This window comes from Spirosoma liriopis, from assembly GCF_023196085.1.
In the GTDB taxonomy this organism is placed as follows: Bacteria; Bacteroidota; Bacteroidia; order Cytophagales; family Spirosomataceae; genus Spirosoma; species Spirosoma oryzicola.
Genome location: NZ_JALPRF010000001.1, coordinates 383,810 through 410,231, shown reverse-complemented (window position 1 = coordinate 410,231; position 26,422 = coordinate 383,810). Strand labels below are relative to the sequence as shown.

General features: G+C 48.1%; 25 protein-coding genes. 9 read left to right on the top strand and 16 right to left on the bottom strand.

The window, feature by feature from the left end:
- Window positions 1-5 precede the first annotated feature (5 nt).
- A complete protein-coding gene (locus tag M0L20_RS01750) occupies window positions 6-992 on the bottom strand; it encodes a hypothetical protein (RefSeq protein ID WP_248475349.1) in 987 nt (328 codons plus the stop codon).
- Window positions 993-1,183: 191 nt separating this feature from the next.
- Window positions 1,184-2,236 carry a phytanoyl-CoA dioxygenase family protein gene (locus M0L20_RS01745; protein ID WP_248475348.1) on the bottom strand — a complete coding sequence of 351 codons (1,053 nt, stop codon included), beginning with the start codon at window positions 2,234-2,236 and terminating at the stop codon, window positions 1,184-1,186.
- Window positions 2,237-2,756: 520 nt separating this feature from the next.
- On the opposite strand from M0L20_RS01745, the gene M0L20_RS01740 reads away from it, so the two are divergent.
- Complete coding sequence (locus tag M0L20_RS01740; RefSeq protein WP_248475347.1) at window positions 2,757-3,215, top strand: GNAT family N-acetyltransferase; 459 nt, start codon at window positions 2,757-2,759, stop codon at window positions 3,213-3,215.
- Window positions 3,216-4,167: 952 nt separating this feature from the next.
- Here the strand turns inward: M0L20_RS01740 and M0L20_RS01735 are convergent.
- The 4 genes from M0L20_RS01735 to M0L20_RS01720 all read right to left on the bottom strand — a co-directional run bounded on the left by M0L20_RS01735 (window position 4,168) and on the right by M0L20_RS01720 (window position 7,126).
- A complete protein-coding gene (locus M0L20_RS01735) occupies window positions 4,168-4,368 on the bottom strand; it encodes a hypothetical protein (protein WP_232559105.1) in 201 nt (66 codons plus the stop codon).
- Between the two features lie 164 nt (window positions 4,369-4,532).
- The gene (locus M0L20_RS01730) at window positions 4,533-4,946 is read right to left on the bottom strand and encodes a response regulator (RefSeq protein WP_232559104.1); all 414 of its coding nucleotides are present in this window, start codon (window positions 4,944-4,946) and stop codon (window positions 4,533-4,535) included.
- Between the two features lie 843 nt (window positions 4,947-5,789).
- Window positions 5,790-6,731 carry a cation diffusion facilitator family transporter gene (locus tag M0L20_RS01725; protein ID WP_248475346.1) on the bottom strand — a complete coding sequence of 314 codons (942 nt, stop codon included), beginning with the start codon at window positions 6,729-6,731 and terminating at the stop codon, window positions 5,790-5,792.
- Between the two features lie 137 nt (window positions 6,732-6,868).
- Entirely contained in the window at window positions 6,869-7,126 is a 258-nt protein-coding gene (locus tag M0L20_RS01720) for a DUF6582 domain-containing protein (protein ID WP_248475345.1), read from the bottom strand.
- A 221-nt stretch (window positions 7,127-7,347) separates the two neighbouring features.
- Here M0L20_RS01720 and namA point away from each other — a divergent pair, with 221 nt between their 5' ends.
- From namA to M0L20_RS01705, 3 genes are all read left to right on the top strand, one after another.
- On the top strand, window positions 7,348-8,430 hold the full coding sequence (namA, locus tag M0L20_RS01715; RefSeq protein ID WP_248475344.1) for an NADPH dehydrogenase NamA: 1,083 nt from the start codon (window positions 7,348-7,350) through the stop codon (window positions 8,428-8,430).
- Between the two features lie 87 nt (window positions 8,431-8,517).
- Window positions 8,518-9,381 carry a KPN_02809 family neutral zinc metallopeptidase gene (ypfJ, locus tag M0L20_RS01710; protein ID WP_232559100.1) on the top strand — a complete coding sequence of 288 codons (864 nt, stop codon included), beginning with the start codon at window positions 8,518-8,520 and terminating at the stop codon, window positions 9,379-9,381.
- Window positions 9,382-9,392: 11 nt separating this feature from the next.
- Window positions 9,393-10,223 (top strand): Bax inhibitor-1/YccA family protein, encoded by an 831-nt coding sequence (locus M0L20_RS01705; protein ID WP_354004150.1) that lies wholly within the window; start codon window positions 9,393-9,395, stop codon window positions 10,221-10,223.
- A gap of 64 nt (window positions 10,224-10,287) precedes the next feature.
- On the opposite strand, the gene clpB is transcribed toward M0L20_RS01705, so the two are convergent.
- The 3 genes from clpB to M0L20_RS01690 all read right to left on the bottom strand — a co-directional run bounded on the left by clpB (window position 10,288) and on the right by M0L20_RS01690 (window position 15,211).
- Window positions 10,288-12,909 (bottom strand): ATP-dependent chaperone ClpB, encoded by a 2,622-nt coding sequence (gene clpB / locus M0L20_RS01700; protein WP_248475343.1) that lies wholly within the window; start codon window positions 12,907-12,909, stop codon window positions 10,288-10,290.
- A 195-nt stretch (window positions 12,910-13,104) separates the two neighbouring features.
- A complete protein-coding gene (locus M0L20_RS01695) occupies window positions 13,105-14,055 on the bottom strand; it encodes a tryptophan-rich sensory protein (RefSeq protein WP_248475342.1) in 951 nt (316 codons plus the stop codon).
- Between the two features lie 70 nt (window positions 14,056-14,125).
- Complete coding sequence (locus M0L20_RS01690) at window positions 14,126-15,211, bottom strand: SDR family NAD(P)-dependent oxidoreductase (RefSeq protein ID WP_248475341.1); 1,086 nt, start codon at window positions 15,209-15,211, stop codon at window positions 14,126-14,128.
- Between the two features lie 206 nt (window positions 15,212-15,417).
- On the opposite strand from M0L20_RS01690, the gene M0L20_RS01685 reads away from it, so the two are divergent.
- Window positions 15,418-15,966, top strand: a complete 549-nt coding sequence (locus tag M0L20_RS01685; protein WP_248475340.1) for a DUF4136 domain-containing protein — start codon at window positions 15,418-15,420, stop codon at window positions 15,964-15,966.
- Window positions 15,967-16,020: 54 nt separating this feature from the next.
- On the opposite strand, the gene M0L20_RS01680 is transcribed toward M0L20_RS01685, so the two are convergent.
- From M0L20_RS01680 to pheS, 5 genes are all read right to left on the bottom strand, one after another.
- Window positions 16,021-17,091, bottom strand: coding sequence for an SDR family NAD(P)-dependent oxidoreductase (locus tag M0L20_RS01680; RefSeq protein WP_248475339.1), 1,071 nt, complete (start codon window positions 17,089-17,091; stop codon window positions 16,021-16,023).
- 149 nt (window positions 17,092-17,240) lie between these two features.
- Window positions 17,241-18,599, bottom strand: a complete 1,359-nt coding sequence (locus M0L20_RS01675; protein ID WP_248475338.1) for a DUF937 domain-containing protein — start codon at window positions 18,597-18,599, stop codon at window positions 17,241-17,243.
- Between the two features lie 149 nt (window positions 18,600-18,748).
- Entirely contained in the window at window positions 18,749-18,937 is a 189-nt protein-coding gene (gene xseB / locus M0L20_RS01670; RefSeq protein ID WP_232559091.1) for an exodeoxyribonuclease VII small subunit, read from the bottom strand.
- Window positions 18,938-19,020: 83 nt separating this feature from the next.
- Window positions 19,021-20,217 (bottom strand): exodeoxyribonuclease VII large subunit, encoded by a 1,197-nt coding sequence (locus tag M0L20_RS01665; protein WP_248475337.1) that lies wholly within the window; start codon window positions 20,215-20,217, stop codon window positions 19,021-19,023.
- Window positions 20,218-20,312: 95 nt separating this feature from the next.
- The gene (gene pheS / locus M0L20_RS01660; protein WP_232559089.1) at window positions 20,313-21,350 is read right to left on the bottom strand and encodes a phenylalanine--tRNA ligase subunit alpha; all 1,038 of its coding nucleotides are present in this window, start codon (window positions 21,348-21,350) and stop codon (window positions 20,313-20,315) included.
- Window positions 21,351-21,720: 370 nt separating this feature from the next.
- Between pheS and M0L20_RS01655 the strand changes: the two genes are divergently transcribed.
- Together M0L20_RS01655 and M0L20_RS01650 are read left to right on the top strand one after the other, a co-directional pair.
- A complete protein-coding gene (locus M0L20_RS01655) occupies window positions 21,721-22,152 on the top strand; it encodes a LytR/AlgR family response regulator transcription factor (RefSeq protein WP_232559088.1) in 432 nt (143 codons plus the stop codon).
- 252 nt (window positions 22,153-22,404) lie between these two features.
- Window positions 22,405-22,824, top strand: a complete 420-nt coding sequence (locus tag M0L20_RS01650) for a LytR/AlgR family response regulator transcription factor (protein WP_232559087.1) — start codon at window positions 22,405-22,407, stop codon at window positions 22,822-22,824.
- 145 nt (window positions 22,825-22,969) lie between these two features.
- On the opposite strand, the gene M0L20_RS01645 is transcribed toward M0L20_RS01650, so the two are convergent.
- A complete protein-coding gene (locus M0L20_RS01645; protein WP_232559086.1) occupies window positions 22,970-23,644 on the bottom strand; it encodes a porin family protein in 675 nt (224 codons plus the stop codon).
- Window positions 23,645-23,870: 226 nt separating this feature from the next.
- Between M0L20_RS01645 and radA the strand changes: the two genes are divergently transcribed.
- Both radA and M0L20_RS01635 read left to right on the top strand, forming a co-directional pair.
- Window positions 23,871-25,256 carry a DNA repair protein RadA gene (radA, locus tag M0L20_RS01640; RefSeq protein ID WP_232559085.1) on the top strand — a complete coding sequence of 462 codons (1,386 nt, stop codon included), beginning with the start codon at window positions 23,871-23,873 and terminating at the stop codon, window positions 25,254-25,256.
- Window positions 25,257-25,338: 82 nt separating this feature from the next.
- Complete coding sequence (locus M0L20_RS01635) at window positions 25,339-25,866, top strand: GNAT family N-acetyltransferase (protein ID WP_248475336.1); 528 nt, start codon at window positions 25,339-25,341, stop codon at window positions 25,864-25,866.
- On the opposite strand, the gene M0L20_RS01630 is transcribed toward M0L20_RS01635, so the two are convergent.
- Window positions 25,860-26,363, bottom strand: coding sequence for a DinB family protein (locus tag M0L20_RS01630; RefSeq protein ID WP_232559083.1), 504 nt, complete (start codon window positions 26,361-26,363; stop codon window positions 25,860-25,862). The two genes, M0L20_RS01635 and M0L20_RS01630, sit on opposite strands and share 7 nt — an antisense overlap.
- Window positions 26,364-26,422 lie beyond the last annotated feature (59 nt).

Genomic DNA, 26,422 nt, shown 5'->3' with positions numbered 1-26,422 from the left:
GTAGTTTATGAGCCTAAAACTTCCATGCTCTTGTTGAGTAATACAATCAACCAGCCCCGGACAAACTCAATCCATATCGGCTTTGCCTTTATGTAGGGATTGGCGGAACCCTTCGGAATTTGGTATCGGTACTTTTCCCGTGTCTGGCTATATTGCTCGCAGATCAACGCTAAGGCACTATCCGCTTCAATAAAGATGGGTTTACCGTAGCGGGATAGCAAATTTGCCTGATTGAGTTGAAAGCCGCTAAAGTGAAAAAACAGCAAATCATAGTCCTGATTTACCCGCAACTCTTGACCATTAGGCTGAATCAACCGCTCGTGTAAGTTCCAGTAAGCTACGTTACAGCCGGGATGGGTTTCGACGCAGACGCGCTGAAAGAACAGAGGCACAAAATTCAGCCAAAGTTGATCCGCATACATTCCCCGCGTGAAATTGATGTAGCCATGAGTCGTTACCCGATTTTGCCACCAAAGCAGCATCTGAGCGGTATTCTCCGATTTTCGTAATCCAAAAAAGCCAGCGTTGTAAATACCCGCATTTAAGATTTGCGTTTCCATCAGTCGATCTTCGGCGGAATGCTCACTAAGAATGTGAGGGGTCAGTAGGATATCAAAGTCCTTGAGCTTGTTTCTCAGATGAGTTAGCGAATTGAAAATTAAAATATCGCAATCAAAGTAGTACAGGCGTTCGCAGTCAGTGAGTTTCTGCAAAATATAGTGAGCAAAGAAAGGCTTTAGAGCGGAGCACAATTCGATCAAACTATAGCGCTTACACAGCTCCGGAAACGATGACAGGCTGATCTGAGCAACCTCGATGTATTGGGAAGCGTCTATACCAATCGAGTCTAAATACTTTATTCGATCTCCGTCCAATTTGTCCGGAATGCAAATAAAAAATCGACTACCAGGATTGTGCAGAATAAACGAATCTCTTAGGGCTAACGCATGGGTAAGATAGTCAGCAGTACAAATTGTAAAGGCTACGTCCATAGTAAGATGCGGTGGGGCGGCTCTTTTGGGCCAGATGCGTAGAAAAATTAAAGGTCAGCCAAACGAAAGCGGAGAAGATAGTACAGGAATGAAACGGCTCATTGGTCGTTCAGTATAGGGTTACTTCTGCGTCTATTCCGAATCTGCCTCGGTTCTCCTCTGACGTTACAAAAAATCGGCACAAGTCTCAATTAAAACGGCTTCTTGCCAAGTAATTTCTTAATCACTTCTTTCATCAGAACTGGCAACGTAAATTTATGACTGACAGCGTACTGGAAATTGCCCGTGTTTATCGTTTCGATTGGTATTCCGTTCTGACTGTGTTGAACGACCTTGCCAGTAGCAATATTGGTTACCTGCAACAGACTGAGGTTATGAGAAAACATATCGGAAAGACGCGGGGAAAAATACATACAGTCTTCAAAGAAATAATGAGTGACCTGTGACCAGCGCGTTGCATTCCCACCTTTGATCGGCATTCCGCCGTGGACCAGATTGGCTGACCAAATAAGTACATCGCCTTTCTGCATGTGAATCTCATGCTTTTCAAACTGCTGAGTAACCATGAATTGCTCCATAAAGTCTTCGTACTTTGGGTACTCCAGATAGTTACCGTCTGCTTGCAGACCAATATCAAAGTAATTCATCATTTGCTGACGGTGTGAGCGGGGGTAGTAGAACAAAGGCCCATTTTCCGCATTTGTATCTTCCATCGCAATCCATACACCACACATGAAACGAGCAGGAGTCGAGCTGAAGTGAATGGAGTCGGAATGGGCGCGCTGCTGGGAGCCGAATTTGAAATTTAGTGTTTGAAATGGAATAGGCTCCCGATCGTACAAAAACCGTAAGGCGTCAAAAATTGGTGGTTGACTCGCCAATTCACGTACTGAACTGTATTTTCTCCATAAGTCCTGTTGTCTGCTAGGGGAATCGCCCACATGGGCGGGATACTCATGCTCAATCTCCTGCAGTGTACAGTCAATGAGCGTATGATCGACCAGTTGATGAAATAGAACAAACCCCTCACGATTATAATGAATCGCCTGTTCTTGCTGCTCAGATGATATATTCTTTTTGGTTAATAGGTTGTCAAAAAACGGAGATTCTACCCAGGGCAGATTCATTCGTTCAGCAACGGAGAGGTTAGCCATCGGCTTGAATAAAATTGAGTAGGAGTTACCTACGAAAATGGATAGAATTGGAAATGAGGTAAAAGCCGAATGGCTTGTTCCTAAAGCCATGTACAGGTTTGCTCATTAAGCAAAAACCGACTTAAGCAAATGAGCCGCCATGTATCTGTTTCAGAACAAGAAAATTACGTGACAGATACTTGCGTAGCCACGAGCAGAGCGGTCTCAGAGATATGTTGCGTTGTTACGTAAGCCAGTCATACGGCTGCTGGTGACGAACTATTAATGCAAAAGGGGCGGGCAGGCTTGTTAAGAAGTAATTGCTACGTAACGAAGTGAAGCGGTGTCTGCTGATTGATCGCAAGTGGCATTGGTGTACGAGAAGGGCTCTGGTAAAGAAGTCTCATATAGGGTAAGAAATGGATAGCTGATAAGTGCTGCTAAAGTAAGCAAGAGACAACTTACTCAGCAATAAGCGTGGCATGAATTGATCCCTTCTTTTTTATACGGTAGTATACTTGTCTAATTGGATCAATGGTACTTTCACAGCCGATCTACAATAAACCTTTAGCTTGGTCTATAGCGGCTGAAATAGTACGTTAGCTAACTAGACCATTTTCCGATTTTTAAAATGCATTTAACTTACCGATTAGCAACAACGGCAGACCTAGTTGACATTGTACGAATGCTTTCCGATGATGAGCTAGGCACGATCCGGGAAAAGTTTGAAATTCCCCTGCCTGCATCCTACCTACAGGCATTTCAACGGATTACTGACGACAAACAGCAAGAGTTGACGGTGGTCGAGGACAAGGGTGAACTAGTAGCCACCTTCCAGCTAAGCTTTATCCAGTATTTAACTTATCAAGGAGGTATACGGGCTCAAATTGAAGCAGTGCGCGTAAAATCTAGTCATCGAGGGCAAGGAATTGGCGCTCAGATTTTTCAGTATGCTATTCGACGGGCTAAGGAGCGGGGAGCTCATGTATTGCAACTGACGACGGACAAGAAAAGACCCGATGCCAAACGGTTTTATGAATCATTGGGATTTGTAGACTCCCATGAGGGGATGAAGCTTCACTTAAAGTGAATTGACCTAATGCTAGCCGTTGAGATCTGATTTTATAATAGCCTAAGCACTTAAAAACAAAGTACACGGGTTGTACAAACGGTGACTAGCCCCAAAACGGCTGACCTTAAGACTAGTCAGGGGTTTTGAGGCTAGTTAGATAGATATTAATTACAGTTAATACACTATTAGAAGCGAATGTGCTTTTTGCGACATTTCATGCACCGATAGGCTTTTAGTGGTACAAAAAACAACACATTTTTGAGCAGTAAGGGCCTGCTGATCCGGTCGCTGTCAAGCAGGCTTCCACAATGAGGACAACCAGGCTTATTCGTAAACCGCTGGAAAGATAAGGGGGCAGTTAGTAAGCGCATGGGTACGCTCACAAAGCTTGAGATGATAGTAGAGGTATGAGTCACTTTAAGGTTTGTTATAGGTGATATGTAAATACTTAAAGCAAAATTAGTTTATTAATTAAATTATATGTTAATACATTAATCAATTAATATAAACATTTACTAGATGGTTATACTTGTTTAATAATCCTTTAACAAAGTTTATATATACTAATTTGTCAGTATCAAACAGAGCGACAGCCGTTGATCATATAATTCGACCTCTTAAAGTGCTGTCAAGTCTTTGATTGAGCTACTTCGTCGCGCTGTTAAACCTGCCATCAACCGTTAGTTAGGACTAAGAATACGGGATGATTGGGGGACTTCATGTAGATAACGGCAAGTATATCTAAGCTTACCTAGTAGATCGAGTGTAGTGTTAAGAGCACGGGCGACAAGGCGATCAACGTAACGATCCGCTTTGTACTGAACAACGAATGACTTCCTGAAATTTTCTAAACTATTTGCTCTGAAATTGGGCTAAAGAAAAGGCATAAGTATTTATCCAAGGACGCTATTTTGCGGCTTGTATAGAACCGTTACGTTCTTGTACACAGATGTAAGTAGAATGTATTGTTTTACCGAGAAATCGTTACTCCCGCGTTATCCAGCATCTTTTTTACCTCGCTTAAACTATGGCGTACAGGAAATCCAGTTTCTACGCCAATAATTCGGATGTTGACGTACGCACCAAGTGTACGAATATCCGTAATGGCAGCTACGTTTACGTAGGTAAGTCCTGTATCTACTCGGTCAACGGCGATAAAGATGGGATTCATGGATGGAAAGGATGTGGTTAGGAACGTATCTGTATAAATTACTACAAAGAGTCACTCGGTGAGATAATCTAATGATTTTCATTTACAAAATTGAAGGCTCACCCTGGCGAGGGTGAGCCTTCAATTTTGTAGGTGCATGTGCCGCAAGCTGACTTTATCAGGCGCTAGATACATCCGTCGAGATGCCAGGTTTCGCGAAGTTTGTGGATAATTGGTCCGAACAAGTTCAGGCTTAATGGCTTTGTAATGAAATCATTGGCGCCCAGTTCATGAGCGCGTTGCCGGTCTCCCGCTGCACTCGAGGTCGTCAGAATGATGATGGGCGTTTTCTGATAAAGCGGATTGCTTCGTAAAACGGATAACGATTCTAAGCCATTAAGCCGGGGCATATTCATGTCCAGAATAATTAGGCACGGATGGATGTCCGTCTGTGTTAATGCGTCGAGAAGGTTTAGACCATCGGTAGCGAATCGCAACTGGCACGCTGGACAGTATTCTCGAAAGGCGATCTGCAACAAATAACGATCATCTTCGTCGTCATCAGCGATAAAAACAGCTTGAGTAGCGTATTGATTCATCGGGTTGGTAGTTACGGAAAACACCTAATATACACGAAATAATTGTACGAGCCTCGTTTAGTCTACTTTTCGGGTAGTATTTGGCTCAACTTAACGATATATGAAGAAAACTAACGTCAACGAAGGTCTCCTTCGCCGTTTCTTGTCTATGTTGACTTTTAATACGGTGTAAGTAAAAGGGAGTCGTCAGCGCTAGCGGATCAATAATTCAGCCAGATGCGATGTATAGGAGCAGGGGTGACGAGATAAGTTGGGCGTTGCTTTTAACAAGAAAAAACGCCCAATTCATGCGTCTGGGCGTTTTTTATTACCTATATTGTCTACATCTATAATACTCTTAAAGAGCCCTACTTGTTATACATCTCCCACGATTTTTAATGGATGTTTAACCAATTAGTCATTACAGATAAACAAACGCCAGGCTCATCTCAGGCCTGGCGTTTGCTCACTACTTACATTTACCCAACGATATGAGCTAATCAACATCGTCGTTTTTATCTATACGAGGAGATGAACGACTTGGTTGCGTGACTTGACAAATTATTGCTGGTTTGCTTGTTTCAAAAACGCCGGACTCAATCCGATCCGGCGTTTGGCCATCTCACTTTATTTGAACAAAAACAGGATAAGTGGATGCTTTTTTACTCAGTAAGCTAACAAATGAGTAAGCCTACCTTAGTAGGTACGCGAAACGCGAAACGATTGTTTCATAAAACCTTGAATCTTTCTAAATAAATAGAACGCGCGAGTATCTTTGGTTGAACTTACCGGAGAATGTTGTCATCTGGCTACTTCCTGCGAAGAAGCGACCGTTAAGAAAGCCATCGGTGCTTTTCTGCAAAACTAGCGGACGGGGTGCCCATGTTTTGGTGCGTGTACGGGTTGATTCGGAACACCCGGTTCAATAAATACGTGTTTTACAAGTGGAAAATGCTGTTGAATCGCGTCTCGTATTCGTTGGATTGCTTTATTCAGTTCTGCCGTAGATAAAGCATCGTGGAAGTCAACAACGAGCATAACAATAACTTCTTCGGGACCAAGGTACATCGAGGGTGATTGAAGCACACTGGTTACGGCGTCGTCGCGTTCGACCAACTCAACGATTTTTTGTAACGTTTGCGGCTCAATGCTTTCGCCCATGAGCAAACTTCGGCTTTCGCGCGCCAGAACAACCGAAACTGCCGTCAGAATTAAACCAATGATGATGGAAGCGGCACCATCGAAATACGGATTGTTGAACTGATGGCCCAGAAAAACGCCCAGAAACGCTACGATCAACCCCAGCAAATCGGAAGCATCCTCAAATAGCACGACAAACGTCGATGGGTCTTTGCTGCGTTTTACCGACGACCAGAACGGCTGTGTACCCCGTTGTCGGTTGAATTCTTTAAACGCCGTGATAAAGGAAATTCCGTCGAAGCAAAAAGCGATGCCAAGGACAATGTAGTTCCAGAGCGTTTTTTCAATCGGCTCCGGGTGCTGAAGATGCGTGATGCCTTCGTAAAATGAAACGCCACCACCCACGCCAAAGATCAGGATCGATACGATGAATGCCCAAAAATACTGCTCCTTGCCGTAGCCAAACGGGCGGTTCGCATCGGCTGGTTTCTTACTGCGAGCAAGCCCCAGCAACAGCAGGATTTCGTTCAGTGTATCAACCAGTGAGTGAATACCTTCCGAAATCATGGCCGAACTACCTGTAACGCTAGCGGCTATGAATTTGGTAATGGCAATGGCTAGGTTAGCGGCTAAAGCGCTGTAAATCGGAGTCTTGGACGCAGGCATAATAAACAGGAGTAGTTAGCAAGAGGCTGGTAAATGGGTAAACCGGCTTTTCTATTGAATGGTTACCGGTATAAAAATGCAGAACCCGCCAGGTCGGGTAGACTTGACGGGTTCGGGCGACTAGCACTTTAACGGTACTAATCGGACTCGATCGTTACGTCGTGTTTTTTTGCCGCTTTTTTGATGCGTTCCTTGATTTGTTCTACGTCGTCGGCGTCATATTTTTCCGCGTTATCCTTGTGATTGATGTAGCTCCAGGCCGCCCGTACATGTTCAGGGGTGTCAATGGGGTACTTTTTGTTGGTAGGATCAGCAAATTCTACGTCACCGTATTTATGCTCTCCCTCGGTCGGACTAACGTCGTCACGCCGATCAATTTTTGAATCTTTTGCCATGATCGTTGAGCGTTCAAATGAGACTTATCAACCCACTCAGCTAACAAATGGTTATTTCGGACCCGTTGACTCATAGCGATATAGTGAGTTAGTAGTCGCATTAAACAGGCGAATACGGTTTAAAGTTAAAACCCCGGTCCCGTGCTGCGTGTTGCTTACTTAATTGTTGTTGCTTTCCATCAGGAAAAACAGACTCATTTATTGACTTTAGACTGCACTGTATGTCAACTCTTTTTTCGCCGATTACCATTCGAAGTATTCAGTTCAAGAATCGAATTGTTGTTTCGCCCATGTGCCAGTATTCCAGTGAAAACGGCTTTGCCAACGATTGGCATCTGGTTCATTTAGGAAGCCGGGCAGTAGGTGGTGCCGGACTGATTATTACCGAAGCTACCGCTGTTTCGCCCGAGGGCCGTATCTCACCCAACGATTTGGGTATCTGGACGAATGAACACATTGCTGGTTTGAAACGAATCACCCAATTTCTGAATCAGCACGGAGCCATAGCGGGTGTTCAGTTGGCTCATGCCGGTCGGAAAGCCAGCACGCAGCGGCCCTGGGATGGCGGTAAAGCCATTCTGTCGAATCAGGATAAAGGCTGGGAAACCGTTGCGCCGAGTGCCATACCGTTTACAGACTCTGATCCAAGACCACTTGCTTTAACCGTCGAAGGCATAAAAAACGTTTTGATCGATTTTCAGGATGCCGCCCGACGGTCGGTGGAAGCGGGTTTTCAGGTGATTGAAATTCACGCGGCACATGGGTATTTGCTTCACGAATTTTTGTCGCCGTTGAGTAACCAACGGACCGACGAATACGGGGGATCGTTCGATAATCGAATTCGTTTGTTGCTGGAAGTAGTTAGCCATGTTCAGGCTGTCTGGCCGGAAGAATATCCGCTTTTCGTCCGTATATCGGCAACCGATTGGACGGAAGGGGGCTGGACTGTGGAGGATTCGGTCGCACTGGCCAACGTGCTTCAGTCCAAAGGAGTTGATGTAATCGACTGCTCAACTGGTGGCAACGTTGCTCATGCCAAAATTCCGGTAGGTCCAGGTTATCAGGTCGAATTTGCGGAGCGGGTTAAAAAAGAAGCGGGTATTATGACCGCAGCTGTGGGTCTTATCACAGACGTTGAACAGGCCGAAACGATTCTTGCGGATGGTCGCGCGGATTTTGTGCTGCTGGCTCGTGAATTTCTCCGAGATCCGTATTTCCCACTTCATGCAGCCCATGTTCTGGGTGATGAGGTTGCCTGGCCGGTGCAATACGAACGGGCGAAGCCAAGACGGGATCATAAGTAAAATAATGGTCTCGGTAAGCCAATTGCCTTCGTTTCGAGTTATATCACCAACGAAACCATTTTTCTACCTAAAAATAAATTATCAACCATGCGTTGGTTAAACCAAAACGAAAGCGAAAACGTCGAAGACCGTCGCGGTAGCAGCGGGGGTGGTGGCTTGTTAGTTGGTGGTGGCATTGGCTCAGTAGTCATTGCTGTAATCGTGATGCTACTTGGTGGCGACCCGTCGCAGATCCTGAACAGTAGTGCCCCGGAAGAACAGTCAGCGTCTCAGGCACCTACCGGACCTCAGCCTGATGACAAAGCCGCTCAGTTTACCCGGCTCGTGCTGGGTAGTACCGAGAAAGTATGGACCGATTTGTTTGCGAAGCAGGGCGCGCAATACCGTAAGCCGGTTCTGGTTATGTTCCGAGGAGCAACAACGTCAGGTTGTGGTACCGCGCAGGAAGAGATGGGGCCTTTTTATTGTCCTCTCGACCAGAAAGTGTACATCGACTTGTCGTTCTACGACCTGTTGGCTCAACGATTTCAGGCACCTGGCGATTTTGCGATGGCTTACGTAGTAGCGCACGAAATTGGGCACCACGTACAGAAACAGTTAGGCATTATGGATAAAACTGACGAACTGCGCCAGCGACTCAGCCAGCGGGAATACAACCGTGTGTCAGTTCGTCTTGAGCTCCAGGCCGATTTTTTTGCGGGTGTCTGGGCGCATCACGCGCAAGGACAAAGCTTCGTACTCGATGAGAACGATGTCGAGTCGGCGCTGACCGCAGCCAATGCGATTGGTGATGATAAGATCCAGGAAGAAACGCAGGGTCGGGTCGTACCCGATGCCTTCACGCATGGCACGTCAGCCCAACGGGTTTACTGGTTTAAAAAGGGGCTCCGAACCGGCGACCTCAGCCAGGGCGACACCTTCAATAGTCGTGAAGACGCCAATCTACAATAAGCCGTATACAAATGATTACCAAAAGCCGGAACAGCGCTGTTCCGGCTTTTTTGTTCTCCTGGAAGCCACTTGCGAATATCCGTGCCTTTACCGTACTTTCCGGCCTAAATCAATTTGTCCACATGGAATCACAATCGTATTCTGAACGACACCATCCTTCGCTGACCGCCGAGCAAATCAGGCAGGAGCAGGCCGCCTTTATGACGCAGGTCTACGGGTGGATGTCTGTTGCTTTACTCATAACGGCCACTGTTTCAATCTGGGTTGCCAGTTCGCCCGCCATCCTGGAGCTGGTTTTTGGTAACCGGATTGTTTTCTACGGTTTGCTGATTGGCCAAGTGCTGATGGTAATGTCGTTGTCGGCGGCTATCCAGCGTCTGTCGGCGCAAATGGCTACGGCCCTGTTTATTGGCTACGCTATAATGAACGGGTTAACGCTGGCCTGTATTTTCCTGCTTTACACAGGCGGTTCAATTGCCTCTACCTTCTTCGTAACAGCTGGTACATTTGGGGCAATGAGTGCTTATGGCTATTTTACCAAACGCGATCTAACGTCTTTGGGAGGTTTCCTGTTGATGGCGCTTATCGGATTGATTATTGCTTCGCTCGTCAACTTGTTTTGGCATAACGAAACCTTGTACTGGATTTCGACCTACGCGGGGGTACTCATCTTCGTCGGCCTGACCGCTTACGATACCCAGAAAATAAAGGAAATGTACGCCGTTGGTAATGCCGGTACCGAGGAAGGACGGAAAGTAGCCGTTATGGGTGCGTTACGGCTCTACCTTGATTTTATAAACATGTTTCTGTATCTACTGCGGTTGTTTGGCCGCCGGCGGTAATACGATTTAAAACGAAAAATCCCGGCCGCTATATAGCAGCCGGGATTTTCTATTACTTGGACAATTATAATTCTATTTCAGCGTCGAGGTTGGTGAAGGCAATCTCTCCCTCGTTATTCAACTCCATCAGTACGACCGAGTCTTTCTTCACCTCACCGGATAAGATCGCTTTCGACAGTTCGTTCAAGACCCGGCGTTGCAGTACGCGTTTCAACGGGCGAGCGCCAAATTGGGGATCGAAGCCTTCTTCGCCAAGCTTGGTAAGAGCTTCGTCCGTTGCGTCGAGCTGTACGCCATTTTCGGCTAGCCTTTTCTTGATCTCGTTGAACTGAATATCGACAATCTTACGAATGTTGGCCTGCGTCAGCGGTTCGAACATCACGATTTCGTCAATCCGGTTCAGGAATTCAGGGCGGATGGTTTGTTTCAGCAACTCCATCACGGCTGATTTCGCTTCTTCCAGCACCAGCGAATGGTTCCAGCCTTCGTCTTCAGCAAATTTCTCCTGAATCAGATGGCTACCGATGTTGGAAGTCATGATGATGATCGTATTCTTGAAGTTCGCTACGCGGCCTTTGTTATCCGTCAGACGACCTTCATCAAGCACCTGCAACAGGATGTTCCAGACATCGGGGTGTGCTTTTTCGATCTCATCGAGCAATACGACCGAGTAAGGTTTCCGGCGCACCGCTTCGGTCAACTGACCACCTTCGTCGTAGCCAACGTATCCCGGAGGAGCACCAATCAGTCGGCTTACGGCGTGACGTTCCTGATACTCCGACATGTCGATTCGTATCATCGCGTTCTCGTCGTTGAAGAGGTATTCGGCTAATGTCCGGGCGACTTCCGTTTTACCAACCCCCGTTGTACCAAGGAAGATAAACGAACCGATTGGCCGTTTGGGGTCCTGCATACCCGCCCGGCTCCGGCGAACGGCATCCGACACTGCTTCAATCGCTTCCTGCTGACCAGCTACCCGCTTACCCAGTTCTTTCTCCAGGTTGAGCAGTTTTTCGCGATCACTCTGCATCATTTTCGAAACCGGAATACCCGTCCATTTAGCCACTACTTCGGCAATGTCTTCGGCGGTCACTTCCTCCTGCATCATCCGATCTGACCCACCTTTGTCGCCACCTTCCTGCGCCAGCGAGTTAAGCTTTGTTTCGATCTCAGGAATCCGACCGTAGCGAATCTCGGCTACTTTTCCGTAATCGCCCGTTCGTTCGGCTTGTTCGGCTTCAAAGCGTAACTGATCGAGTTGCTCTTTCAGTGTCCGGCCTTCGTTGACCGACGCTTTTTCGGTTTCCCACTTGGCTTGCAGACTACTCCGCTGTTCGGTCAGGTCAGCGATCTGCTTGTTCAGCAGGCTTTCTTTTTCTTTGTCGTTTTCCCTGCGAATGGCTTCCCGCTCAATTTCCAGCTGCATAATGCGCCGGTTGAGTTCGTCCAGTTCTTCCGGAACCGAATCCATTTCCAGACGCAGTTTAGCGGCTGCCTCGTCCATCAAGTCAATGGCCTTGTCGGGCAGGAAACGGTCGGTAATATAGCGCGTAGATAGCTCGACAGAAGCAATGACTGCATCGTCTTTGATCCGAACGCCGTGGTGCAACTCGTACTTTTCTTTGATACCGCGCAGAATCGAGATGGCGTCGGCCATGTCTGGTTCATCGACCATTACGGCCTGGAATCGACGTTCGAGCGCTTTATCTTTCTCGATGTATTTCTGGTATTCTTTCAGTGTCGTGGCACCGATGGTGTGGAGTTCACCGCGCGACAAGGCTGGTTTTAACAGGTTGGCCGCGTCCATAGCGCCTTCACCGCCCGCACCCGCACCAATAAGCGTGTGAATCTCGTCGATGAACAGAATGATTTCACCGTTGGAGTCCGTCACCTCTTTGATGACCGATTTCAGGCGTTCTTCGAACTCGCCTTTATATTTGGCCCCCGCAATCAGCAGACCCATGTCGAGCGAGACAAGCGTTTTTGTTTTCAGGTTTTCGGGAACGTCACCCGATACAATGCGTTGGGCAAGTCCTTCAACAATAGCCGTTTTACCGACGCCCGGCTCACCAAGCAGAATCGGGTTGTTTTTAGTCCGACGGCTTAAGATTTGAAGCACCCGCCGGATTTCTTCATCCCGGCCAATCACCGGGTCGATCTTACCCGTGCGTGCCCGTTCGTTCAGGTTGATGCTATACCGTTCGAGCGACTGGTAGGTTGCTTCGGCGTTTTGATTTTTCACGGAATTTCCTTTTCTAAGTTCGTTGATCGCGGTTTTAACTTGTTTTTCGTTGAAACCGGCGTCGCGTAATAACGTTGCAATTTGATCTTTACCTGCCATTAGCCCAAGCAGCATCAGTTCAACGCTCACAAATTCGTCGCCAAACTCTTTTGTATAATTGCTGGCTTTGGCTAAAGCTGCGGCTGTGTCGTTGCTCAGATACACACTACCATTACCGCCCGAAATCTTTGGGTAAGTCGTGAGAATGGCCTGTAACGCACCCGCTGTATTTTGTAAATTAATGCCAAGTTTCTTGGTAATGAAACCGATTACGTTTTCATCCTCCGACAGGATAGCCTGGAGCAGATGACCGGTTTCAATCGCCTGCTGGCCATTGCCAAGGGCGATCTCGGAAGCCTTCTGAACGACCTCCTGCGCTTTTACGGTGTAATTCTTAAAATCCATGACTGTAGTGGGTAAGCGTTAGTTACTGTATGACTAGCTAATAACAAATCACGGGCCGGGGTGGTTTTTCGGACAATTTGGCGGAAAAACGCATCGGATGGCTTAAAAGAAGGACAAAATGACAAACCTTGCCAAACGCTTAACAAAAAAGCCGCCTTATTCAATCTAAGGCGGCTTCTAAGAGATAAGGCAAAGCTAATCCAGTCCTTCGGCTTCAATTGGCTTCATCCGTTCCCGGACGATTTGGGCCTGTTGAGGCTCCGGTGTTTCAATTTGATCGGCTATGACTTCAGCTTCGGCATCGTGCACAATGATGCGGTTATACTCATGGAATTTACCCTTGGGCAGCCAATAAGCTAATAAACCGACATAAGTAGCTGCCAGGCTAGCGGCTGTCCAGCCCAGAAGCGGTAATTTGTTCCACTGCCGGGTAGCAATACCACCAAAACCGGCGACGAACGGAACCATATACCAAGGGTCATTCAGCCGACGGGCGATGAGGTAACCTGCCCCGGCAGTTGCCCCTAGGATACCAGCGGCAAGTGGTTCATCGCGCTCTTTGTCGCGCTCCCACCAGCCAAGCGTCAGTAACGTGTCGGGTGTACCAACAACGGTAGCGGCTGTCAGCCACCCTGCGTACAGACTAACCGGAATGCGAAGGTATTTTTCTGGAGTAGGCACATCGCTTTTGCCGATTTCCAGACTTTGATGTAACGCCAATGCTGCTGGGAGGTTAAGCTTCGTTGTCAGATCAGAAATGACAATGCTTTGCGGGTCGTTCTGCGAGAAGAACCGACCGAAGATGGCGTTGCACGTCCAGCTTGCCCACCACCACGGCAGCGCTTTCTGATAGCGCGGGTTGAACGCCTGAGAAGGAAGCGCCTGATGAATCAGCAACGAACCTAAGCCCGAATAGATCGTTGACCAGACGACACCAAACGCCCAGCCTGCCGGAACAATCGGGTTTTTGTCAAAAACGTTCTGGTACTCGACCGGCACGTCATATTCACGCTCTTCGTCGTCCGAATCCTCCGGTTGCCGCTCACGTCCCTGCTGGCGGGACTGGCTGCTAGCCATCGTCGTGTACAATATGCTACCAACGGCAAAGACGGCTGTAGCAATTCGCCAGAATGATGAATTTTTCATGGAAGTAAGATTGATTTAAGCCTAGTGAACTGAATACTAAACTGATTATTCCGTTCACTAGGCCCGTCGTTTACGCTGCGACTTCTGCTTCTAGGTCAACCGCTTTATCTTCGCCTTTGCTGACCAGGTGCTCCGCTTTTGTTTTAGTGTTCTGATAAGCATCAACAACGGCATCCACTACCGACGACAAGGCGTCAGAAATCGAATTGCCGGCTGATTTGGCTTTGTATCGATAGCGAGCCCGGTCTAAAGCGTTGGCATTTTTGTACGCGATACCAATCGCAATTCCGGTTACAACGGCCAGGCCAAAACCAATGCCCCAGGCCAGCGTGGTTTTCTTTTCCTGCTCAGCATCCGGTTCTGGTTTCTGCAACATCTTGTCGTGCATCAGCGATGCCAGTGCTTCCTGAGGGGCTACGTACGCCAATACTTCGTACGATTTGTTTTTCAGACCGCCCGGTATGACTTTGGGTTTACCCGCCATTAATGCTTCGTAGCCGTCTTTGGCTACCATGACGGGGTCCTGCAATTCATCGGTTATTTTGGTATTCTGCGCCCCCGCTTTGTTAAAGAAATCGGTGTCAGTGGCATTGGGCAGCAAAGCCGTAATCGTCACGTTCGTATCTTTCAACTCGTTGATGAGCGACTGCGTGAAGTTATAGACGTAGGCTTTGGTACCGGCATAAACAGCCATGAGCGGAGATGGCGTAATGGACAGCAGCGACGCCAGATTCAGGATCTTGCCCTCGTTGCGGATAAGCATATCGTACAGAAACAGCTTGGTCATCTGGGTCAGCGCCAGCACATTGAGGTGAATCATGGCTTTTTCGCGTTCCCAGTCCGTATCGGTTCCAAACAGGCCATATAAACCAACACCTGCGTCGTTGACCAGCACATTAACCGTTATGCCCTTTGCTTTCACCTGATTGTAAACATCCTGAGCAGCATCTTCTTCGGACAAATCTTTCTTGATAATGGTTATCTGTTGGGTATCGTAGTTGCCTTTGAAGACCTCGCTCAGACGCTCCAGCGTGTCGTCGCTACGGGCAACCAGCACCAGATTATAACCGTCTTTCGCAAGGAGTTTGGCAATTTCCTGGCCGATTCCACTTGAGGCACCGGTTACCAGCGCTGTTTTTCCTGTCACTGTATTCATAACGATTTACATGGTTAGTGAGTAATTAGTTGAACTACGAGGGCAGGAAGTTGTTTTGATTATCCGGTGTTTACCAATGGGCATAAGGCACTTAACAACGAATTTTACAAGGTGCTTTAGCTCAGAAATCGGCTGTTTAGGGAACAAACACCGCCCAGGCTAATTGATAGAATGACTGGTTTGTATAGCGTCAAAATGGAAAGATTATGAAAATAGTACCCGGAATCGCACTAATGCTTTTTGCCCTTGTTATAGGCTGCTCGCCGTCGTATCGTGTCACTCAGAATAAGACTGATAAATCGGCAACCTGGTCGGCTTATCGAACATTTGCTTTCATTGATACGAACCGGATCAGTCCATCGCCCCAGGACGCGTATCAGGCTGTAGTCGAACAGATCAAGCGGGCGGTAACCACGGAGCTAACCAATCGGGGGTACCAGCAAACAAAGGATAATCCTGATCTGCTCGTCAACATCGGGGCGGTGATGAAGGAAAAGACACAGACGCGGCAAACAACCATCTATGAAGCGCCCTTCTACACGGGACAACGGCGATACCACTGGCAAAGTCAGGAGGTGCCGGTTGGTACGTATCAGGAAGGAACGGTCAATCTGCACGTTGTGGATTCCCAGCGTAACGCGCTCATCTGGGACGTTGCCGTGTCGAGCGTGCTTAACCGGCAGCAGGTTACGCCCGTTCAGGTTGGAGAAGCGATCCACAAGGTTTTTACCAAATTTCCCGGTAGTCGCTCTTAACGAAGAAAGCCTTCCCGAACGTTCGGGAAGGCTTTCTTCGTTAGTTAGCAAACGTTACACAAGAGCGGCTTCTACTTTGGATTTCGCTCCTGACACGGTGCTGCTCACGGCATCGGCTACCGACTGAACCGCGTCCTTGGCGGAGCCAACGGCCTGCTCGGCTTTGAATTTGTAGCGTGCCCGATCAATAGCGTTGCCCAGGTTTACACCTGCTGTCCAACCCGAATGGTTTTTGTACCGGGCGGCAATAACGATACCCGCGAGCGCAACGGCTGCGATACCAATGCCCAGTGCCAGATTGAAGGATTGCTTTTCCTGTTCCGCTTCGGCTTTGTCCTTCATTTGTGAGCGTCCTGCCTGACTGACAATCGAGTCGGGTAACACCCGGAAAGCGGCTGCCTGCACTTTCGTCGAGAATCCGGCAATGGCTTTGTCTTTTCCTTTCATGAGCGCTTCGTAGCCTTCCTTCGCAACATCCGCTGGACTCATCGAACGGGCTTGTTCCTGCGCAACAGTATTCATAGCACCGGCCTTATTAAAGAAATCGGTATCCGTAGCCGGTGGCATCAGCACCGTTATCGAAATGTTCGTGTCTTTAACTTCGTTGCGTAACGCTTCGGAGAACGAGTAGATAAACGACTTGGTACCTCCGTAGACCGCCATCATCGGATTAGGCATAATCGAGGCAATAGAACCAAGCATGAGGATCTTACCCTCGTTACGCTGGACCATGTCTTTCAAAAACAGCTTGGTCAGATGAACCAGCGCCGTCAGGTTGACCTGGATGACGTTTAGCTCTTTCTGCAAGTCCGTTTCGGTGGCAAACTTGCCATATTCGCCAAAACCAGCGTTGTTGACCAGCGTATTGACGGTAATATTCTTTTGCGCTACCTCGTCGTAAATTTCCTGAGGAGCTTCAGGATTCGATAAATCCTTTTCGATAACCGTAATGGATGAGGTACCGAACTGTTGCTTAAATTTATCGGCTAAGTCCTGAAGTTTGTCTTCACTCCGAGCGACCAATACCAGATTATAACCGTCTTTGGCGAACAGCGTTGCCAATTCTCGTCCAATTCCGCTTGACGCACCCGTAATCAGGGCAGTTTTTCCGACTTCTGTTGTCATGTTCGTTGAGTATGTTGATTCAATCTTTTACTCAACCCGACATAAACAAAGTTGTTTGGCAATCATAAAATAATGATAAGCCGGCAAAGAGAAGCAGATTAAGCGTTCACCCCTGAAGTTGACAAGCGCTGTACATACCCGTCAGCTACTTATTTCGCCACAACTTTTACGTTGATTTTGCGCATTGTCGGCTTGGGAATGCGTGATGTGTCATTTTTGGCAACACCCGTGCCGCGTCCGATGGCGTCAATTCGAACAAAGCTTATTCCCGATGCCATCAGCTGCTGTTTGATCTGGTTAACGCGCTTGAATGAAAGGCTTTTATTAGTAACCCCTGCCTGAGCATCATTGGCATAACCAACAAGCTGAATCTGCAATTGCGGATAAGACTTTAACAACGTTGCCAATTCGTTGATAGTCGCCTGAGAGCCTGCCGTTAGCGACAACGAACCAGGAATAAAGGCAACGCCCGTTAACGGGAAGACGCGACCTTTGGGCAACATAGCATTGCCCAGATAAGGCGTCATTAGTTGGCTGAGATTACCCGAAAGACCGGTTGTTGAAACAGGCGCTGCCGTCGAAACCGCCGTGGGAGCTGCTGTCGCTGTCTGCGGTTTTGGCTCGACCGGTACGGCCAGCGACCGGGTTACGGTGTCGGCCTGAATCGTATCGCCCGTGACGGTCGCCAGATCGCTGGAATCCTGGGCTACGCCGGAATGGTTTATTGTGTTCTGGTATACAAAATAACCGCCGACAGCAAGCGCTACGGCTAGCAGGGCGCCCACACCCCATTTGGTTAGTGCACCATTGTCACTATCGGAATCATCGACCGGATCGTAGCTAACCGAAGGACGGGTGACCGTAGCCGTTGATCGGACCGAAGAGCCGGATGTACTCGCTACGGAACGACCTGGGGACTCAACGGCACTACGTCGTGCTGGGGTAGCTACACCATTGACAATCTGGTGAAGACCAACTTTTTCAATAAGCCGGGGCATAAGCTCATCCGGTACGGCATTCACGAATGCTTCCCGCTCAGCGAATAAAGTCGAAGCCAGACCATCGGCGTCCAGTTTCTGACTTTTAACCTGTTTGCCCAGTACGTTCAGAACAATAGTGCTCGTTAATCCTAGCAGTGAAATTGCCGACGAGTTACGAATACCCGCGTAGCTCGAAATCATGCTACCGATTGAGCTTTTCATCGCTGGCAGGAGGTGGCTGATGACTTCGTCTCCTTGCGTAATAAGCGTATTCGTCTGGTTGGGATCGCGTAACGTTGTTGCCAGATTGTCCGTCAATGTACCTTCGTAGCGGCCTTTCTGAATATGGTTAAACAGTTGATTGACACCTATTTCAGTGGTAGTCCGTTTCATTAGGCCACCTATAATCGTATAGACAAGACCATTTACGGCTTTGTTCGTTTTTTCGGTTGGTTCGTCAACGTAGGCGGCAATCCTGCTCAGAACGTCCGAATTCAGTACTTCATTTAACGTGGCAAACAAATTCATATAAAAAGTCTCAATCAGGCAGTATATGGGGCAATTCCTCACCTCGCGATCAAAATCTGCACAAATGTCCCCAAAGGGGCTACCCCGGCGATAAAATTAGGGAAGGTTTGGCAAAGGTCGCATAACGCGCCATGATAAAATTCCTATTTCTACCGCTTTGGTAAGCGTTCAATCACATCCTGGTACTCGGTTTCAACATCGCGAAGCCGATTTTGGCAGAATGTTATTAACTCCGTTGCTGACCGGATTTTTGCGGGCAGCTCGTCGAGTGGAACTTGGTCATTCTCAATAGCATCGACCAGCGTAACAAGCTGATCGTAAGCCTCCTGATAAGTCATAGGTTTGTTAAAAATAATTTACTTCTATTGTCAGGTGGCGGTTTGAACGAGTAATATACGGATCAGCAACTGCCTATCAAAGATTACGCGCTGATTACTGTAACAGTACCGTCTTTCAACTGGATATCAAGCGTTTCGCCGGATTTGATGTCGGCGCTTTGCGTTAAAATACGACCGTTTCGCAGAACAAGGGCATACCCGCGCCGGAGTACGTTAGCCGGATCGAGATGCCGAATGGTTACCGCTTTCTCGGTCAGGTCGGTATGCCGGTCACGGAAATAATTATGCATGACAAACCGAAGCCGTTCGGTTTCGGCATCCAGTTGCTCGCGCGTCGTTTGCAGCGTTTCGCGGGCCACTACGCTCAGCCGGTCACGCAGCAGCAGGCAACTTTCTTCGAATTGACGGTTGTGTTCTACCAAAAAGGCAGCCGCTTTCGTCGGGGTTTTTACGCTTTCGTGGCAGAGTAGATCCGTGATGCTGACATTCCGTTCGTGGCCAATACCGGCTAGTATGGGAATGTCGAATCCGGCAACGGCCTGCCCCAGCACGTAGGTATCGAACGAGCCAAAATCCAGTTGAGAACCGCCACCGCGTACGATGACAACCGAGTCGTAAGCTACGTTGCTGGCCTGAATCCGTTCGAGTTGGGCACAGATCGCTTTTTCAGCGCCTTTTCCCTGAACCTGACACAGGTACTCATCGACCACAAAGTCATAGCCAAACGGATTCTGTGTTAGCTCATGCCGGAAGTCACGCCAACCATCGGAGCCAGGAGCTGAAATCAGGGCCAATCGTTGCATAACCGCCGGTCGGGGAAGCAATTGATTGGCCGTAATGTACTGACCCGCTTCGAGCCACACCAAATCGGGATGGTCCAGAACCAGTGCATCCAAAACGGCCTGACGTTCGCGTTCCAGATTACCGAGCGTGTAGGAGGGATCGATTTTAAGGATCTCAAGCCGTAAGCCGTAAACCGGGCTGAAGCTTACCGAAACAAGCATCAACAACTGAATATTCCGGGCGAAAGCTACCCCCGTAGCCTGCTCAAAATCTTTGATTGTGTGATAGTTGCGTCGCCAGATGCAAGCATCGAGCTTAGCCAGCGTTTCACGCCCTGCCGATTCCCGTTCGACCAGTGTTAGGAAGCAGTATCCCCGGTCTGGGTAATTTTTTATGTCGCTCGTTTCCGCAATGACCCACACCGCTTTTTGACCGAAGGCTTCGTCAAGGACGGCTTCAAGGGTGAACGCTAAGTCGGAAAGGCGAATAGGAGACATAACTGATCGGTGAAAATGGAAACGAGGGCCTGGCTGAACGAATGAACCATTGATGGGTTGGATTTACTCGTTCGACCAGGTATTCGTTCGCTACATTAAAGTCCTTCAAACTGACGCAGGAAACGAACGTCATTTTCGGTATACAGACGTAAGTCGTTGACAACGTATTTCAACTGAGTAATGCGCTCGATGCCCATACCGAAGGCAAAACCGGTGTATTCTTCAGGATCAATCCCGCAATTGGCAATTACCTGCGGATCGACCATGCCCGAGCCTGCGATCTCAACCCAACCGGAGTGTTTGCAGATGTTACACCCTTTACCACCGCAAATCTGACACGAAATGTCGATCTCGGCGCTGGGTTCTGTAAACGGGAAGTAGGAGGGGCGGAACCGGATTTGCGTACCCGGCTCAAACATCTCTTTAACGAAATGATACAGCGTGTCCTTTAGGTCTTTGAATCCAACGTTACGGTCAATGTAAATGCCTTCGACCTGATGGAACATGCAGTGTGCCCGTGCAGATATGGTTTCGTTGCGGTACACACGACCGGGCATAATCGAGCGTATAGGCGGTTTTTGCCGCTCCATCAACCGAATTTGTACGTTCGATGTATGGGTTCGTAACAGCATATCGCCTGCTGAATCGCTTTTCTTTTCAACAAAGAACGTATCCTGCATGTCGCGCGCAGGGTGGTTGTCGGGGAAGTTCAGCGCCCCGAAATTATACCAGTCAGACTCGATCTCGGGACCGTCGGTGACGTTGAAACCAATGCGTTCAAAAATCTGAATAATGCGTTGTCTGACCAACGTCAGGGGGTGTTGAGTCCCCGTCAGATTCGGAATTGTTGGCAACGTCAAATCAACCGGAGGAGCACTGTTGGCAGCTGTCTGTTGATCATCTACTAGTTGCGTAAACGCGTCAAATCGCTCCTGGGCAAAGTTTTTCAGACCGTTGAGTTCCTGACCAACAGCACGTCGGTCGGCTGCTGGAATTGTCTTCAACCCTTCAAACAACTCCGTTATAACACCTTTTCGACTGATGAACCGCATTCGAAATTGCTCCAGTTGCTCTTTCGATGCGACGTTGTATTGATTTATTTCTTCGTATATGGCCTTAACGTTCTCCAGCATAAGCTACAGGTTGATCAGTCTTTCTTTATAACTGCAAAGGTACGTAAATCCTGACAGCGCGTCCAACGTAGTTCGTTTCACAGCCGGATGACTGTGGCTTTTATTACCCAATACTACTAAATTCAGTTAAAACGATTGCAAAAAGGTGGCTTTAAAATTTGTTGAGTAATCGGCAAAAGTGGTCTGAAAAATAAGGGTTTATAAAATAACATGAAGAAAACGGGGGCTACTGAGTGAAGTAGGTCTGATTGTTGCGCTTATAACCCTAAGAATATACGTTGAGATTAAAGCTTTAAGCAGCGTGTCGGCGTACTAACTCATTGAATCTCAATCCCAATACAATCATTATCAAACCTCACTTATAGCGGCTATGAAAACATTTGCCAATGACTCAATTTTTGACCCTATGTCTATGCCGTTCCACAAAAGTGTGGAAAAAATTGCCGATTCCTCTTGTTTACAAAAACTTCTGATCCCATTCTACGACCGTAAACGCACGGTTTCGGTCGACGAAATTGTACGTCTTGAAGGCTGCGGAAACTACACAAATTTCTTCCTGAAAGATGGTACTAAAATGCTTGTGTCGCGTACACTAAAAGAATACGAAACGTTGCTTGATGGACAGGCATTTGTTCGGGTTCATAAATCGTGCATTGTCAATCTGGGTTTTGTGCGGAAGTTTTTCGTAAAAAAAGAAGGTGAATTGGAGTTGACGGATGGTCAGCAGGTGAAAATCTCACGTCGTCGGGCTCAAATGTTCATGGATCGCATTCGTGATTTCCAACCAGTAGCGTTAAATTAATCACTTGACGTGGTTATTTCCCCGGAAATAGCCCGTAGGCTTCCCACTGGCTCAACCACGTAGTTTTACGTATTGAGTTGGGTACATTCACTTGAAGATTTTAAAGGAAAATCATTGAATGGCTTGATTACTAAAGAGTTATCTCTAATTGAGTTGCTCAGGTAGTCAAGCCATTTGTTTTGAGACCCGCTTGAGGACGGTAGTTTTGTTTCATCAATCAAGAACAAATACACGAACCAAAAACGTCTCGATATGGAAGCCACTGTTTTCTCATCTGTCCCGCCAACGGCTGTAGTTCCTCAATTTCCAGCCTCTTACCAGCGCGGTTCGCAGCGTATTACGCTGCCTTACCTGAACCGAACCATTTTTATCGCCGTCGATGATGTGTTATGCCTACAAGGTGAAGGAAATTATACCTTTCTGTTTACGCGGGACCGTAAAAAATACTTAGTATCTAAAACGCTGAAGGAGTTTGAAAAAACGCTGGATGGTTCGATCTTCCTTCGTATTCACAAGTCCTACATTGTGAATCTGGCTTATGTGCAGCGTAGCGTTTTTAACAAGGAGCGCCATGTACAACTGGCAGATGGTCGTGAGGTGGCTATCTCACGTCGGCGGATGAAAGACATTTCGCAGCAGTTGACCCAATTCTGGCAAAAACTGCTTAATTAGAAACTATAAACCGCCGGTTGAGGAAAGACTCAATCGACGGTACTGGATATCAATTTAGTGGGTTATTTGAAAGAACAACCGTTGCTGCGGACTCCTGGAGTAGACAGCAACGGTTTTGTTTTTTGTGGCAATGGGCAGCTATCGCCTAGAATAACCGGTAAGCTAACGTGATCTGCCACGACTTCAGGCGCTGACTGAATTTGCCAGCGCTATTCTCAATCTGGGCGATGTCTGTAAGGTTGCCTTCGTAACGCACATCCAGGCCAAACGACCCAAGATCCAGACCGCCACCCACTTGGTAACCATAATAAGCCTGGGACCAGGCATCATTCAGACTTCCGTTCGTGTACTGACGGATCGCTTCTCCCAGTCGCTGGTTGTCGTCAATACGGAACGAAATAATCGGTCCGGCCATTACCCGAATCGGCCCGCCTTTGATACCCAGCAGAATCGGCACGTCAAAACTGGTTGTTTTAACCGTTACGGTTTCCGTAGCACCATTACGCACGACATCAAACGAGCCAGCCTTGGTTGAATACATCAATTCGGGCTGAAGAAATAAATTTTTACCAAAACGGGTATAAATACCGAAAGACGTACCCGTTCGCGTATCAAGACTAGCGCTTAAATTATCCCGAAAGGTTTGACCGTCAACACCAACGGTTGGTTGTCCAGTGCCGGTTGTGCCGGTTCTAACGAAATTGCCAAAACTGAGCTTTGATAGATTAACTCCTCCTTTGATTCCAATCTGGAAGCCGCCCTGAGCAAATGTCAAAGCTGGCAGCAACATAAATGCCGCAAAAAGCAGGTTCTTTTTCATAAGTGATCGTAAAATAGATGAACCATTGGGTTTAACGTGAATTGTGCCTGAACGGTATGAAAGGCCAACTTATTTCGAGCAAACGGCGTTACATAGATGAGTAGTTTTCCGTCAATAAGCGACCCGTTTACAGGCATTTGTCCTTGGATATAGTGTCCGTGACAACGTTTAATGGACGGGCGTTTTTTTGTCGATAATTTATCGCTGCTCCCTGTTAACCGAGAAGATGGCCAAAATAAAAACCACCTATTTCTGTCAGAGTTGCGGCCACCAGTCGGCTAAATGGCTGGGTCGTTGTCCGTCCTGTGGCGAGTGGAACACGTTCGTTGAAGAACTCGTCCAGAAGGACGAACCCGAGAAAGGAAGCTGGCGCAGTCCATCGTCTGGACCGGGTGGTATAAAGACTACGCCTAAACCCAAGGCGCTCCACGCCATCAACTACGAAGAGCAACCCCGAATCGCAACGATTGATGGCGAACTAAACCGAGTATTGGGCGGTGGGATTGTCCCCGGCTCGCTTGTGCTTATCGGTGGTGAACCGGGAATCGGCAAATCGACGCTGCTGCTGCAAATTGCCCTTAGCCTGGCTGGACTCCGCGTGTTATACGTGTCGGGTGAAGAAAGTGAGCAACAGATCAAGATGCGAGCCGAGCGGTTGGACGCGCCCGTGAGCGATTGCCACGTGATGACCGAAACCTCGACGCAGAACATCTTTCGCGTTGCTGAACACTTTGAACCGGAAATTCTGATCATCGACTCCATCCAAACAATGCAGTCATCGCTGGTCGAATCGGGGGCAGGAAGCGTCTCGCAGGTGCGCGAATGCACGGCTGAGTTCATGAAATACGCCAAAGAAAGCGGAGTGCCTGTGTTTATGATCGGTCATATTACCAAAGAAGGGACGCTGGCTGGTCCTAAAGTGTTAGAACACATGGTCGATACGGTCCTGACCTTCGAAGGGGACCGGCACACGACGTATCGAATTCTGCGTACGACAAAAAACCGCTTTGGCAGTACCGACGAGCTGGGAATTTATGAAATGCTTGGCTCCGGACTTCGGCAGGTGACCAACCCGTCCGAAATCCTGATTTCGCAGCGCGACGAAGCGTTGAGTGGCGTTACCATCGGATCGATGCTGGAAGGAAATCGGCCCTTGATGATCGAAACGCAGGCATTGGTTAGCGTGGCTACGTACGGAACTCCGCAACGAAGTAGCACGGGTTTCGACGCGAAGCGATTGAATATGCTGCTGGCTGTTCTGGAAAAGCGGGGTGGGTTCCGATTAGGTCAGCAGGACGTGTTTCTCAACATTGCCGGTGGACTTCGCGTAGAAGATCCGGCCATCGACTTGGCGGTATGCGCGGCTGTGGTGTCCAGCTACGAGGATACGGCTATTCTGCCGTCGGTGGCTTTTGCCGCCGAAGTAGGGCTTGGGGGCGAAGTACGGGCCGTCAGTCGGATCGAATCGCGGATTGCCGAAGCGGAGAAGTTAGGCTTTAAGAAAATCTTTATTTCTAAATACAACCTGAAAGGCTTGGACGCCAAAGACTATAAGATCAGCATCAAGCCCGTGTCTCGACTGGATGAGGTATTCCAAGGGGTGTTGTTGTAGTCGCAGTTTGTCGCCGGTCAGTGAAGCTATTCCTTGATCGGCGACAAGCTGTTATTTTCGGGCGCAATGTTGTTTGCAGACGATGCAGTTTCTACGAATTACGGGTCCACATCCGTACCTGGCTACCATTCAGGTGTGGTACGAGCAAGCTTTTCCAATGGAAGAAAGACGCGATTTTACGCAGCTTCTCCAAATGCTGGATAGTCCAGATATGCATGTATGTGCGCTGGTAGAACAGGAAAAACCCATTGGTTTTATCATCTACTGGCAATGGGACAACCTGATTTATGTTGAACATTTTGCCGTTGACCCTGAACAGCGTGGCCGACAGCTCGGCCAGAAAGCTTTACAATCACTGATGACGCTGAAAAAAGCTACCTATGTTCTCGAAGTAGAACTGCCTACCGATGACATGAGCCAGCGAAGAGTTCGATTCTACGAACGTCAGGGGTTTTTCCTGAATCCGTTCGCATACAAACAACCCCCTTACCGGTCGAACGGCACGGCTATTCCCATGAAATTGATGTCTATCCCTGCCATTGAGGATTGGAACGCGTTTCAGCAAGTAAGCCAACAGATTGATGAAAAGGTTTATCGACGCTTTTACTGAGCAGGCAGCGGGTACAGGCCCATTGGCTGATCGGCGGTCCGTAGGGCACCGCCCAGTTGCAGAACGGTGAAGAAGTGATGTGCTTCGTGAAGCAGAAAAAGCTCGGTCCATCCTTCGACCGTCATCATACCGGAAGCCGGATGCTGCCCCACGCGGAGAAGCTGTTCTTCGGGAAGTATACTCAGAAATGCATTCAACGTGGCCCGCTCTCCCCGCAGCCGTTCCAGGAGTTCATCAACCGAAAGCTGCGTCCAGCCCGAAAAGCCGGGATCTTCATCGGCTACGTAGCGATTAAACAAGGGTGCCTCTTCGGAATTGATGCGATGGAGTCTGTCCACAAAAATTTCCTGATAGCGGCCTAAATGCGCTATGTTTTCGAAAATAGACCATTTGCCGGATGGTGGCCGCTGCCGGATTTGTTGTTCAGTTAAGCCAAATAGCAAATGATTCAGGGCATCGGGTTGGCTGGCAAGTCGATGGAGAAGCGATTGTTTCATGCTTCAATGATAGATCAATCTCGAAAAACTACCAAATGACAATGAACGTCAAACTATTT